Source organism: Bacillus sp. FSL R5-0709 (assembly GCF_038004785.1).
Lineage (GTDB): Bacteria > Bacillota > Bacilli > Bacillales > Bacillaceae_G > Bacillus_A > Bacillus_A mycoides.
Genome location: NZ_JBBORT010000001.1, coordinates 2,867,577 through 2,880,470, shown reverse-complemented (window position 1 = coordinate 2,880,470; position 12,894 = coordinate 2,867,577). Strand labels below are relative to the sequence as shown.

General features: G+C 34.9%; 18 protein-coding genes and 1 pseudogene. 14 read left to right on the top strand and 5 right to left on the bottom strand.

From position 1 onward, the window contains the following. Positions 1–57: 57 nt before the first annotated feature. Positions 58–255, bottom strand: coding sequence for a hypothetical protein (locus MKX37_RS14780; RefSeq protein ID WP_033712249.1), 198 nt, complete (start codon positions 253–255; stop codon positions 58–60). 231 nt (positions 256–486) lie between these two features. On the opposite strand from MKX37_RS14780, the gene MKX37_RS14775 reads away from it, so the two are divergent. After that, the gene (locus tag MKX37_RS14775) at positions 487–807 is read left to right on the top strand and encodes a DUF3892 domain-containing protein (RefSeq protein ID WP_002120371.1); all 321 of its coding nucleotides are present in this window, start codon (positions 487–489) and stop codon (positions 805–807) included. An 86-nt stretch (positions 808–893) separates the two neighbouring features. Here MKX37_RS14775 and MKX37_RS14770 read toward each other — a convergent pair whose 3' ends face one another. Together MKX37_RS14770 and pdxR are read right to left on the bottom strand one after the other, a co-directional pair. Beyond that, entirely contained in the window at positions 894–1,334 is a 441-nt protein-coding gene (locus MKX37_RS14770; RefSeq protein ID WP_002120370.1) for a YaiI/YqxD family protein, read from the bottom strand. Positions 1,335–1,414: 80 nt separating this feature from the next. Further along, on the bottom strand, positions 1,415–2,857 hold the full coding sequence (gene pdxR, locus MKX37_RS14765; RefSeq protein ID WP_078422147.1) for a MocR-like pyridoxine biosynthesis transcription factor PdxR: 1,443 nt from the start codon (positions 2,855–2,857) through the stop codon (positions 1,415–1,417). A gap of 124 nt (positions 2,858–2,981) precedes the next feature. Between pdxR and MKX37_RS14760 the strand changes: the two genes are divergently transcribed. Then, positions 2,982–3,893: a DMT family transporter gene (locus tag MKX37_RS14760; RefSeq protein WP_002120365.1), complete on the top strand. Its 912-nt coding sequence runs from the start codon at positions 2,982–2,984 to the stop codon at positions 3,891–3,893. A gap of 18 nt (positions 3,894–3,911) precedes the next feature. Here MKX37_RS14760 and MKX37_RS14755 read toward each other — a convergent pair. Continuing rightward, a pseudogene (locus tag MKX37_RS14755) lies at positions 3,912–4,332 on the bottom strand (NUDIX domain-containing protein). 96 nt (positions 4,333–4,428) lie between these two features. On the opposite strand from MKX37_RS14755, the gene MKX37_RS14750 reads away from it, so the two are divergent. From MKX37_RS14750 to MKX37_RS14720, 7 genes are all read left to right on the top strand, one after another. Beyond that, positions 4,429–4,830 (top strand): DUF3980 domain-containing protein, encoded by a 402-nt coding sequence (locus tag MKX37_RS14750; protein ID WP_002084779.1) that lies wholly within the window; start codon positions 4,429–4,431, stop codon positions 4,828–4,830. 17 nt (positions 4,831–4,847) lie between these two features. Further along, the gene (locus tag MKX37_RS14745) at positions 4,848–5,318 is read left to right on the top strand and encodes a GNAT family N-acetyltransferase (RefSeq protein ID WP_078422148.1); all 471 of its coding nucleotides are present in this window, start codon (positions 4,848–4,850) and stop codon (positions 5,316–5,318) included. Positions 5,319–5,365: 47 nt separating this feature from the next. Then, on the top strand, positions 5,366–6,256 hold the full coding sequence (locus tag MKX37_RS14740; protein ID WP_002127964.1) for an AraC family transcriptional regulator: 891 nt from the start codon (positions 5,366–5,368) through the stop codon (positions 6,254–6,256). A gap of 23 nt (positions 6,257–6,279) precedes the next feature. After that, a complete protein-coding gene (locus MKX37_RS14735; RefSeq protein ID WP_002127961.1) occupies positions 6,280–7,230 on the top strand; it encodes a serine hydrolase domain-containing protein in 951 nt (316 codons plus the stop codon). A gap of 79 nt (positions 7,231–7,309) precedes the next feature. Then, positions 7,310–7,609 (top strand): hypothetical protein, encoded by a 300-nt coding sequence (locus tag MKX37_RS14730; protein WP_000361375.1) that lies wholly within the window; start codon positions 7,310–7,312, stop codon positions 7,607–7,609. Between the two features lie 293 nt (positions 7,610–7,902). Next, entirely contained in the window at positions 7,903–8,928 is a 1,026-nt protein-coding gene (locus MKX37_RS14725; RefSeq protein ID WP_002127960.1) for an SDR family oxidoreductase, read from the top strand. A gap of 64 nt (positions 8,929–8,992) precedes the next feature. Continuing rightward, on the top strand, positions 8,993–9,424 hold the full coding sequence (locus MKX37_RS14720) for an SMI1/KNR4 family protein (RefSeq protein ID WP_000265815.1): 432 nt from the start codon (positions 8,993–8,995) through the stop codon (positions 9,422–9,424). Positions 9,425–9,485: 61 nt separating this feature from the next. On the opposite strand, the gene MKX37_RS14715 is transcribed toward MKX37_RS14720, so the two are convergent. Beyond that, the gene (locus tag MKX37_RS14715; RefSeq protein WP_016127194.1) at positions 9,486–9,683 is read right to left on the bottom strand and encodes a hypothetical protein; all 198 of its coding nucleotides are present in this window, start codon (positions 9,681–9,683) and stop codon (positions 9,486–9,488) included. A 195-nt stretch (positions 9,684–9,878) separates the two neighbouring features. Here MKX37_RS14715 and MKX37_RS14710 point away from each other — a divergent pair, with 195 nt between their 5' ends. The 5 genes from MKX37_RS14710 to MKX37_RS14690 all read left to right on the top strand — a co-directional run bounded on the left by MKX37_RS14710 (position 9,879) and on the right by MKX37_RS14690 (position 12,875). Further along, complete coding sequence (locus MKX37_RS14710; RefSeq protein ID WP_016127193.1) at positions 9,879–10,268, top strand: GntR family transcriptional regulator; 390 nt, start codon at positions 9,879–9,881, stop codon at positions 10,266–10,268. Continuing rightward, positions 10,256–11,128 (top strand): ABC transporter ATP-binding protein, encoded by an 873-nt coding sequence (locus MKX37_RS14705; RefSeq protein WP_000432454.1) that lies wholly within the window; start codon positions 10,256–10,258, stop codon positions 11,126–11,128. Before MKX37_RS14710 ends, MKX37_RS14705 begins: the two co-directional genes overlap by 13 nt. Beyond that, on the top strand, positions 11,116–11,733 hold the full coding sequence (locus MKX37_RS14700; protein ID WP_002127955.1) for an ABC-2 transporter permease: 618 nt from the start codon (positions 11,116–11,118) through the stop codon (positions 11,731–11,733). The genes MKX37_RS14705 and MKX37_RS14700 overlap by 13 nt, the downstream gene beginning before the upstream one ends. Positions 11,734–11,762: 29 nt before the next feature. Further along, positions 11,763–12,056 (top strand): YfzA family protein, encoded by a 294-nt coding sequence (locus MKX37_RS14695; protein WP_029442680.1) that lies wholly within the window; start codon positions 11,763–11,765, stop codon positions 12,054–12,056. A 351-nt stretch (positions 12,057–12,407) separates the two neighbouring features. Beyond that, positions 12,408–12,875, top strand: a complete 468-nt coding sequence (locus MKX37_RS14690; RefSeq protein WP_016127192.1) for an NUDIX hydrolase — start codon at positions 12,408–12,410, stop codon at positions 12,873–12,875. Positions 12,876–12,894: the final 19 nt, after the last annotated feature.

Here is a 12,894-nt window from a genome sequence, read left to right as displayed (position 1 = left end):
ACTGTAGACTAATTGCTATGGTGTTTTAGCAGATGAAATAACCCATACTTTATATAGCTAAGGTTCATTATTTACGTCTATTTCTGTATGAACTTTAAAATGAGGGACCTCAGCCAATAGAACATAGGCAATCTTATAATCAGGTGTTACATAACCATCATAAACACGTCCATATATTTCATTCCCGATTGAGTCCGTCCATACTTCAGCTTCTCTCAATGTCTCAAATATAATGTTTTCACTATTCCATTTGATATTCATCTGAACAGCTCTATTTCTTAAATGTTTTCGATATAATATTATCAGTTTTGAGTATCTTATATTGAGAGGTACTCTATAAAGTTCTAAAATAAATTTGTAATAGATTGAAAAATTATGATCCGGGTTATCTTTTTGAGGGAGTGTATTTTTGTGAACTTGATGGAAGAAGTACATAAAACCAATACCTTCCAAACATACTAATAAAATATTTTGGAGGTGAGTTTTATGGATAAAAAAGACTTTCAAAAAGTTTATAATGAATACTTACATCAAGGAGAAGAGCAAGCCCAATTGGAAGTAGTCCAGGACCAGGAAGTCGATTCGGGAGCAGAACAAATTGTTGCCGTTCGTAAAAATGATGATGGGGATTTAATTGCTTTTAAGACAAGTAGCGGGAGAGAGTTAGATTATATTACTGCTCTTAGTGAAGCGAAATCAGGGAAGTTAGTTCATGTGGACGTATTTCATAAGTATGGTAGAGATATTATACGTAGTGAACCTGATGGAATAAAGGAAAATAACTTAGATAATTTACCTTCATTTTAAACAGGTAAACCTCAAGAAGAGAATGTTCATTTGGATATTCTCTTCTTTGTTTTGCGAAGTTTTCCTTGCAAATAGACGGTTCATTTTTAAAGTGCGACTATACTTTTAAAGAGCACTCTAAACTTCTCTTTATCTTCTGCTGTAAATGGTTTCGGTCCCTTTGTACGCTTACCGCTTTTTCGAACCATTGCACTTAAATACCGTGTTTGTAACAATTGTTCAATGTTTTCATTCGTATACTTATAGCCTTTATGGTGTAGAACGATACAGCCTTTTGCTAAAGCTAGCGAAGCAAGACCATAATCTTGCGTTACGATTAAATCTTCTTTTTTGGCTAATTGCATTATTCGGTAATCCGCAGCATCTGCTCCGGAATCAACATAAATTGTTTCTACACCTTTTGGTTGTTCCGCATTAGAATAATGAGAAAAGCTAGTAACGAGGGTAACGGGAATTTCTGCATTCGTAGCCTCTAAAATAATTACATCTTTTACAGGACAAGCATCTGCATCAACGTAGATCTTCATTTTATCACTCCTATGAATAGGTTCGTGTTGATAATAATGGTAGATTTTGCTTTTGTCAAACGAGACTTCTTTACATAATGTTATTTCCCACAAACCAAAATAGCCTCACGCAAACGAGAAATACCTTTTTCAATTTGATCAATATTCACTTTCCCGTAAGATAAACGAATATAACCGTCTTTAGCACCGAAAATACTACCCGGCATAAAGGCGATTTCTTGTTTTAAGCTTTGCATAATGAGTTGTTTTTCGTTTATCGGTTCGTTTAATTTTCCCCATATGTATATACCACCGGTCGGGCTTGAGAAAGAGATTTTATCGTGAAGTTGCTCGTTTAGGGCACGAGCGATAATGTCTCTTTTTTCTGCAAGTTGTTTTCGTAACGGTACGATATGCGACTGAAATGGTACAGTTTCGAAAAATTGTTGTATAAGCCACTGCGGGAATATACTCATTCCTAATTCCATTTGGTGACGCGCATCTGATAATCGCTCTACGACAGACTGCGGAGCGACAAGCCAGCCAACTCGTAACCCTGGCGCAATCATTTTTGATAAGGAATGAACATAAATGACAGTTCCGTTTTCATCAATCGATTTTAAAGTAGGGCAAGGTTGTTTATTTTCTAGCGTAAGTAAACTAGACGGATCATCTTCAACGATTGCAATTCGTAGGTCTGCGCAAAGTGATAACAGTTTTTTTCTACGGTTTGGATGCAACATTGTGCCCGTAGGATTTTGGAAGTTTGGATTTAAAAAGATCATTTTAATACGATGCTTTCTATATAACTCTTGCACATCGTCTGGATTAATACCGTGTTCATCGACAGGTAATGGAAAAATACGAATACCTGCCGATTGGAATAACGGTAATGAATAACAGTGTGATGGACTTTCGAAAGCGACCGCATCACCTGGGTTTAATAAACATTGTACGATAAGGTGAAGTGCTTGTTGGGCGCCGGATGTAATCATAATCGATTGTTCGGTCGCTTCAACTTTTAAATATTCCTTCATATATTTTACTACCGCTTGTCTTAGCGGGAGATACCCCTGGGGATGATCGTAACTTAATGACTGCGTTAACGGTTGTTCTCGCAAAATTGTTTGTAGTTGATCGTGAGGATAGAGATTACAACCGAGCTCTCCGTTTGCGAAATCTATAATGTTCTCATTTTGTTGTACTTCTGCCCGAATATGGCGAAGTAACGGTAAGTTTGGTAAGAAAGTACCACCTTCTACGAAATTTCTCCAATTCGGCGTTAATGTTGGAGAAACGCCCCACATATGTGTACTCACACGTGTACCTTTACCAGTCGTACTTTCTACAATTCCCATAGCACGTAGTTCATTATAAGCAGTCGTTACCGTACTTCGGTTTACATTTAACTGTGTAGCTAATTTCCGTTCTGAAGGGAGGAAGCTTCCTGGAGGAAGTTCTCCGTATGTAATACGTTTCTCAATAAAGTCAACTACTTGCTGATAAATTGGGATTTTACTGTCGTTATCTAGCTTCCATTCCATACAAACGCCTCCGCAAATCTTATATACATTAAGTATAACAAATTGGCTGGGTAAAAAAACAGCCAATTGGACGGTGTTATATCCAGCCAATTTTACTATGCTAAATAGGGAAGGGGAGATTCGGATGAAACGATGGCAAATGGAATGGCTCCTAGTATCAGTAGCATTAGTATGGGGAGCAAATTATACAATTGGAAAGTATGGCGTGGCATATATGTCATCCATTCAATTTAATAGTTTACGATTTTTAGTAGCATCACCGGTATTATTACTTATTACATTTTTAATGGAACGCTCATTACGTATTGAAAGAAAAGATTGGTTACGATTACTAGCAGTCGGTATCGTTGGAACGACAATGTATCAAACGATGTTTATGCTATCTGTAAAATATACTTCAGCAACGAACGCCTCATTATTAATTGCGATGTCACCTATATTTACAGGGATATTAGCAGTATTGCACAAACAAGAACGTTTTTCGATGAAAGTACAAATTGGTTCAATAGTAGCGTTTATTGGTGCAGCATTCGTTTTATTAACAGGGCATACGGGAGGAGCTACATACGAGTATGCGTGGCTCGGAAATGTAATTGGATTAGTCGCAGCAATTGCGTGGGGATGGTATCCCATTTTAGCGCAACCACTTATCACAAAATACTCCGCAATGAGAGTCACATCATGGTCTACTTTAATTGGAATTGTACCTCTCGTTATATACTGTTTATTCAACGTAAATACATTAACGTGGCCAGTAGATACGCCAAGCTGGGGATCACTAGCATATTCAATCGTCTTTGCGACAATCTTCGGACTTGCAATGTGGTATGTCGGTATTAGTAAAATCGGTTCAACGAAAGTAATGGTTTATATGTATCTCGTACCATTGTTCGCAGTTATCTTTGCAGCTGTAACAATTGGAGAGCAAATCAATATGATGCAACTTGTTGGCGGTCTTATTATCTTTATCGGTTTATATGTTGTAAAAAAAGGCGGAATCAAAAAGACAGCTCTCAATTTGAAAAAAGTAAGCTAACAGTAAAAAGGATCTCTTTCACATAGAAGGAGATCCTTTTTTATTTAGTAGTAAAAGTGCTTGTTCAACAGCCCATTTTTGATGATCATGAATTAAATGTTCTATAGCAAGCGATGGAGACATCCATTGTAAAATATGGTCTTATTCATGAACTTCAACTTCATGAATCTTCTTTTTCGGCATAAAAATATCGTGCTGCATTACCGATAGAACGATCAATTTCAATCGCCCAACCTAATTCCTCTAGTAATTCACGATGTAAACATGCTTCTTTCGTTTCCGTACTTTCCATACCGTCACCAGGTAAAAAGTAATGTTCTCCTTTTTCGATGATAGCTATTTTTGAGCAAGTATTGTTAAAAATAACCGCATAGCAACTAGGCCGTAATACATACTGGACGGTAGGGTTTTTAGAGATAAATGTCGGTTTCGAAATCATAAAACACGACCTTTCTCTATAAAATACATAAAAGGGATATTAAGGTAAATGTAGAATTATGTAAGTATAATCTTATATGAGTGGAGTGATATCAACATGATAAATCGAAAGTGTTCAAGGTGTAAAGAAATAACAGGTACAATACATGGTGGTAAAAAAATAAATGAAGAATTTTTGTGTGAAGATTGTCTACAAAAAGGAATTGCGAGCGGGGAAATCGAATTATCACAAGTGGAAGAAGAACAAACTTCGTATCTTTCTATAAAAATATTAAAAATAATGAGTGTTATTTATTTAATAGTATCTATTATAACTGCTTTTTCTGCTGGAGCACTTATACAGGATCCAGGGCTTGGTGGAATATCATTTTCAATAACAGGTGCAGTTGGTGTTATGGTAATTGGATCGATATTCCAGTCTGTTCTTGTATTTTCAGGTATTTGGGTATTCATTCTGTTAGTCGAAACGGTTATTAAAATATATGAAAAAATGAAGTGAGTGAGAGGGAGAAATACATGCGAGTAAGAAATATTCAAAGGGAAGATTATGTAAAGATTCATTCTGTATTAAATGATTGGTGGGGCGGAAGAGACATGGCTAGTATGTTGCCAAAATTGTTTTTCGTCCATTTTCAAGAAACGAGTTTTATCATTGAAGAAGATGGCGAAACGTTAGGTTTTCTATGTGGTTTCTTTTCACAAACGCATAAAGATGAAGCGTACGTTCATTTTATCGGTGTAAATCCGAAGTTTAGACGAAAAGGAATCGCATCGACGTTATATTCTTATTTCTTCGATAGCGCTCGTGCAAATAACCGTAAAGTTGTAAAAGCGATAACGTCACCAGTTAATAAAAAGTCAATTGAATTTCATCAAGAAATCGGATTTCAAATTGAAGCTGGGGATGATGAGATAGAAGGTGTATCCGTACATACAAATTATGATGTGAACGGCGGGAGTAGAGTTTTATTTTTAAAAAATGTGTAAAGTAGGCTGACGTAAAGTTAGTCTTTTTGTTGTGAGGAGGGATAAATGTGGAGAGTTCTCAAAGTAGAAACGAGTATTTACGACGTGTTTATAAAGTGCAAGACTATATAGAATCACATATAAATGATTCACTTTCAATTGAAGATTTAGCTAATGTGGCAGGCTTCTCAAAATTTCATTTTCATAGAATTTTTAAAGGGATGATGGATGAGCCGTTATCTCGGTATGTGAATCGTTTGAAATTAGAGAGGGCAACACACCTTCTTACTTATCGTACAGATATGACGATTACAGACATTGCGTATTACTTCGGGTTCACAGATTCAGCAGTTTTCTCCCGGATATTTAAAAGTTATTACGGAGTAAGTCCGTCTCACTATAGAAATCACAATAGCAAGAATTGCAAAGACGTAAGTGAAACTTCTCAATACAATGAGTGTAAGAAGGTTCGAGGAGAGGTCGAAATTGTAACAGCGGACAAAGTAAACGTCGCATACATAAGACATGTAGGTACATATAAAGATTTAGCTATAGATTTTCCGAAAATGATAGAAAAACTATTTCATTACGCATCGGAGCAAAACTATCATGTATTTGAGGATACGAAAGTATTAACCATTTACCACGATCATCATGAATTTACTGAGGACTATCATTTAAGAACAAGTCTATGTATAACAATTCCAGATGAGTCCGCAGTAGAAACGAGCGACATTGGAATAATGGTAATACCTTCAGGCAAGTATGCGGTAGGTCATTTTGAAATATTCCAAGATGAATATAAAGGAGTATGGAATTTCTTGTACGGTGAATGGTTGCCAAATAGCGGATATAAACCGAAAGATTCGTATCCTTTCGAAGTATATAGAAATGATCCAAGGCAGCATCCCGAACATAAACATATAGTTGATATATATGTACCTATCGAACCTTTTTAATCATAGATTAAGGGGGAAGAACGATGAAAACTGCTGAACAGTTAGATTGGACTATAAAAGAAAACTATAAAAATATAAATGGTGTATTCGTTGTACAAAAAGGTAATGTTACTTTTGAAAATTATTATAATGGTTACGGTCCAGATGATGCACGTCATGTAGCATCTGTCACAAAGACGATAATCTCCGCGTTAATTGGGATATGTGTAGATAAAGGGTATATAAAGAGCGTTGATCAAAAAGTAATAGAATTTTTCCCAGAATATAATTGTAATTCATCTGAAATAACAGTACGACACCTTCTTACAATGACAGCGCCACATCCTTTCGTAGATTGGCAGGAACCGTTAGAAGAATTATGCACACAAAAGGATTGGGTGCAGTATACGTTAAATAGGGTAGGGAAAGGCGGAGAAATTGGATTTTTTAAATATTCATCTGCAGGAGCTCATTTATTATCAGCAATTATTACGAGCGCAACAGGAAAAAGTGCGCGTGAATTTGCGAATGAATACTTATTTCAGCCGCTTGGCATGAGAGAAATTCCAAACTACAATATGAAATCTTTTGAATTCGATGACTTATTCGGAAAAGATGTGAAAGGATGGGTTCACGATCCAAATGGTATTTCGACGGGCGGCTGGGGACTAACGTTAACAGTTAAAGATATGGCTAAGTTTGGACAGATGTATTTGAATGAAGGTATTCATAATGGAAAGGAAATTCTTTCAAAATCGTGGGTACAAGAATCAATAGCGATGAATTCAAATCAATACGGTTACTTATGGTGGTTACGAGAAGAAGATGGGGTCTTTTCATACTGTGCCATGGGTGATGGTGGGAATATGATTTGTTGTATTCCGGAGAAGGAATTGGTGGTGGCGATTGCATCTGAGATTATACCGGAAGCGAAGGATATATGGGGGGAGCTAATTTCAAAATATATTCTTTCTAGTGTACAGTCAAATAATTAAATTTAGTTTAAAATATGGTATGAATTGGAATTTTATACCATATTTTTTGCTATTATATATAAGTAAGAGATTTCACTAGATGGATAAAAGACGTTGTTTGAAAGGTGAGGGTATGATGACAAAGTCTAATGTTGTAGAAATCATTTCAGCTTTAGTAGCTATTATCGGTGTGTATGTACTAATAAATGCACCAGAAATGGGGAGTAAGGCAACAAGTGAATCTGTTGCAGAGCAGGGCGGTCATATGGATACAAGTACGTATTTAGCTTTATTACAAGGATACGGAAATTCTTATACAATTCTAGGCGCGACTTGTTTATTTATGGGGTTGCTCAGTTTAATTTCGATCATTTCAATTCAAGTATATAAAAGTAAATAGAGGTTGAAAAAACAATGCTCCTGCCAAATTGACAGGAGCATTGCTCGTATAAATAAGTATTTTCGTAGATGTGTACTTATCACTATGACTTAGTTGAAATATTTTTCAACCCCTCTTTATCGTCTTCATTACTGTCGAATTCGATAAAAAGTTATGTCACAAGTTGCAAATTTGGATGACGTTATATTAACTATAGAAAAAAATGAAAAATACCCGTAACTTTTTACAAGGGAAAATCGTTAAACAAAAGAAAAGGTTTTTAATCATGCGCTTGATTGAATGGGGGAAAAAGAATGAAGATTCTAATACTGGGCGGTACACGTTTTTTAGGAAGGGCTTTCGTAGAAGAGGCTTTGAATAGAGGGCATGAAGTTACATTATTCAATCGTGGAACAAATAAAGAAATTTTTCCTGAAGTGGAGCAGTTAATTGGTGATAGAACTGATGATGTTTCAAGTTTAGAAAATCGAAAATGGGATATGGTCATAGATACATGTGGATTTTCTCCTCATCACATTAGGAATGTAGGAGAAGTACTTAAAGATAATATAAAGCACTATACATTCATCTCAAGCCTTTCCGTATATAAAGATTGGATCCCGCATCACATAAAAGAAGATTATAAATTACTACCTGAACCACCAAGTGATAAGGTAAAAGCTGTAGAGAATGGTGAAATATCTCCTTATGAGTATTACGGTGCGCTTAAAGTATTATGTGAAAAAGAAGCAGAGAAGTATTGGCCGGGGCGTGTTTTACATGTAAGAGCAGGACTTCTTTCAGGAATGTTTGATTATACAGATCGGCTTCCATACTGGATTCAGCGCGTAGCAAAGGGAGGAAAAGTGTTAGTTCCAGGAAGGAAAGACCGTCCAGTGCAGTTCGTTGATATAAAAGACGTCGCAAGCTTTGGACTAAACATGGCAGAAAACAATAAAGTAGGTACATTTAATGTAACGGGTCCGAAAGATGAGCTGACGATGGAAGAGCTATTAAATATGAGTAAAAAGGTTACGAATAGCGACGCTGCATTCGTTTGGGTTGATGAATCGTTTATGCATGAGAATAAAGTACAGCCATGGACGGAAATGCCATTGTGGCTTCCAGAAACTTTTTCATTAGAAGGTGAAACAGATCCGTGGAAAGGTGGATTCTCTATTAATATAGAGAGCGCAGTTAAAGAGGGTCTTACTTTTAGAAGGTTAGAAGATACTGTTACAGACGTGTATGCGTGGATGAAGAGTATGGACGAATGGGAATTAAAAGCAGGTATTTCAGGCGAGAGGGAGAAGGATTTGTTAGAAAAGTGGTATCAATAAATTTAGAGGAGCCACATTGTATATACTGGATTGAACATAAGGGACCGCAAGGAGGAAAAAGGTTATGTGGAAAAATACCATTCGCAGTATTTCATCAAACTTAAGTTTGAAAAATCCCGCTACGAAGGATGAACTCGCTGAAGTTCAAAAAAATTTGCAGTTGGAGTTACCGAATGATTTATATCAATTATTACAGGAAACAAATGGTATAGAAGGTGAATATGGACAATTTATTTGGGATGCCTCAAAAATTAAAATTGAAAATATGAATATGAGAAATATAGTTGATTTTAAAGATTTATATATGCCTTTTGACTGTTTATTATTTTTTGCTGATGGCGGAAATGGTGATTTGTTTGGCTATTCCATTTTGAATGGAATAGTGCAAAGAGATGATATATATGTATGGAACCATGAAAATGATAGCAGAACGTGGGTTGCGCCTTCTTTAAAGATTTTTATGGTGTGGTGGGAGAGTGGAAAGATAACAATTTAAACATAGTATCAAGAAAAAACGCCTTGTTAATAAAGAAACAAGGCGTTTTTCGTATATAAATCTACCACTCAATCGGTCTTTCTCCATACATTTCCCATAGCATAGGAAACATCTTTTTCAATCCTTCCTCGTCACCTTCATACCAGTCTAACTTGATATCAACTTCCTCAGATTGTTCTTCTGTTCCAAACTCTTTTGCTTTCACACTATCAGCTGTGCCAATTTCTCCGTAAAACACAACGTAGTCTTTATACCGCATTAGATAGCAGTAAGACCTCCACCTCAAAATCGAGCAAATACGAGGAAGACCCGTATAAATAAGTTGTATGAATTACATTTATTATTAGATTGTGTTTGTGACTATATTTTGGAAATTTTCTGTTGATTTACAATGTACGATAGTATATATTGTATATAAAGTATATATACAATATTTTTAAAAAGAGGTACTTGCATGCAAATCGTTATTACGAACACTTCAAAGGAACCTATTTATGAACAAATTGGTGTCCAAATAAAAAAACTTATTTTACTAGGTGATTTAAAGCAAGGAGATGCTCTTCCTTCAATGCGTCAGTTAGCAAAAGATTTAAGAGTAAGTATTATTACAACGAAAAGAGCATATGAAGAACTGGAAAAAGACGGTTTTATTTATTCAATTGTCGGAAGGGGGTCCTTTGTAGCAGAACAAAACACTGAAACTATGAAAGAAAAAAAATTAAAGACAGTTGAAGAAAAGTTGTGTGAAGCGATTCAAAATGCTAAACAAATGGATGTTTCTTTAAATGATCTAAAAGAAATGCTTACAATTTTATACGAGGAGGAAAACTCTTGGAAAACGTAATAGAACTTCAAAATGTCAGTAAATCTTTTAAAGGATTTCAAATTAAAAATTTTTCGATGGAAGTAAAAAAAGGATTTGTTACGGGTTTTATTGGGGGGAATGGATCAGGTAAATCTACAACGATTAAAATGATTATGAATCTAATGAACCCGGATAGTGGAAATGTCTCCTTATTTGGCATGAACTATTCGACTGATGCGAAGCGAATTAAAGAAAGAATTGGTTTCGTTTATGACGATAATGTGTTTTATGATGAACTCACATTAAAGGAAATTACTAAAATTATTGCGCCTGCTTATAAAAAATGGGATTTTAACCAATTTACATATTATAAAGATCTGTTCGAATTACCATTAAATAAAAAAATGAAAACATTCTCCAAAGGAATGAAAATGAAAGCCTCTCTTGCAATTGCCCTTTCACATCATGCTGAACTAATTATTATGGATGAGCCTACTTCCGGACTCGATCCGGTATTTAGAAGAGAATTATTGGATGTTTTACAAAATATTATGCAGGATGGTGAGAAAACTATCTTTTTCTCATCTCATATTACAACGGATTTAGACCGCATTGCCGATTATATTACATTTATTCAAAATGGGAAGCATATTTTTACAAAAGATATTTATGCCATTGCAGAAGATTATATTTTGGTCAAAGGACCACTAGATATGTTAGATTTTGATACCGAGCGTGAATTTATATCTGTATGTAAGGCAAATACAGGTTTCGAGGGATTGATTGAAAATGTAAATTCTATCGAAACTTTATTTAATAAAGAAGTGGTGATTGAAAAACCAAGTTTAGAGGATATTATGTATTTCATGAAAAAGGGGGAGTCAAGATGCTTAATTTAATTAAAAAGGATTTGATTTTACAAAAAACTTTTTTACCTGCTTATCTCTTATTTCTAGTTACCTATTTGTGGGCCGGCATGGATGTAGCATATGTCATAATCATTTGTAGTGCCGTTTTTGTAATTAACACATATCAATCTGATGATAAAGATAATGCTAATATTTTAGTAAACTCATTACCGTATACTAGGAAGGAAATTATAAGTTCAAAATACGTTGGAACCTTATTTTTTACAATAGTAATCATCCCATTTTGTTTAGTTGGAAAATATTTCATTTTAGACAGCATGGAATTTCAACTTTCCTTAGAAAGTTACATCCTAGGATTCTTGGCAGTCATGCTGATTACTGCATTTTACATCCCATTTTTTGTTGCATTTAAAGTGAAAACACTTGTACCAGTTTTTATACTTTTATCTATTGGAGTTATATATTTAATGCGAAATACTCCATATTTATTAAATAAATATGCTAATGGCGTACTGACCTTTTTAAAAGAGATTTCAGATTTGAAATTATTTCTTATATTTGCTGTCATAGCAGTGGGGTGCTATGGGGTTTCATGGATATTATCTATTCGTATCTATCAGAACAAGGCTCTTTAATAGCAAGTTCTAAAAGGAGGATCATTTAAATGACATCAAAAAAAGGGCGTCCTATTCGAATGCGAAATTGGCTGAAAACTCTTGGAGCATTTTTCGTTATGCAACTAATTTTTATCATCCTTGATATGAATTCGTGGATACCGAACTTCAAGGAAGGAGGAGTTGGGGAGCGTCTCGTTAATTCAGAGTTCTTTACGGAATGGTTCGCTCCTTATAAAACAAAGCAATTTAACGTATTAACGGTAGTTATGGCTATTTTATTATTCCTAAATGTATTAACAAGTGCAATAAAAGACGCTTTTTCTAGAAAAAGAATTAATTAGCACATAAGTTGACCTTGCGTCTTTTTTAATAATGTCTTAACAATATTTAAATACAATAGGGGAAAGATAAAAACTCCATTTATTGAAGTTTTACTTTATCTTTTATAATGATTCCTTAGAAATTATTTGATTTTTCAGTTTTATATATTGGCAATGTTTCCATTCGTCCCCCATAATGCTTCTCTAGTGTGTGCAGTGATTGTGACATATGTATTTATACTTGTGATGACAAATGATGCGTATTGTTTTTGGAAAGTTAAAAAATAATTGAATGAAATAGAAAAATTTAGTAATCTTATTTGTACAGCACATACATAATAGTTTTGTAATGATACATTGGAGGGGTTTGTTGTGGATCTTACGTTTAAAGTAGAGGAAACATGTTTTAATTACCGAGTCGGAGCAATTTGTAAACATGATAATAAAATACTCATTCTGCAAGGTGACGGTGAAGATTTTTGGTACGTACCAGGCGGAAGAGTGAAAATGCTAGAAAATAGTGAAGATGCGTTAAAACGAGAGCTTGCAGAAGAACTAGGCGTACCTATTGAAGTGAAGAGATTAATATGGTCAGTAGAAAACTTCTTTACACTTTCTGAGCGAAAGTTTCATGAGATTAGTTTTTATTATGAAGTAGAATTGCATGAATTACCTGCAAATGGGGCGGATCAATATATTCTTGAAGAAGCAGGTAGAAAATATTTATTTAAGTGGGTGCCGGTAGAAGAGTTACATGCATATAACTTACAGCCAGCGTTTATAAAAGATAAAGTAAAGGATGTATCAGTTCATACAGAACATATCGTTTTACAAAAGTAAGCGTGCTTGGAGGGGAAAA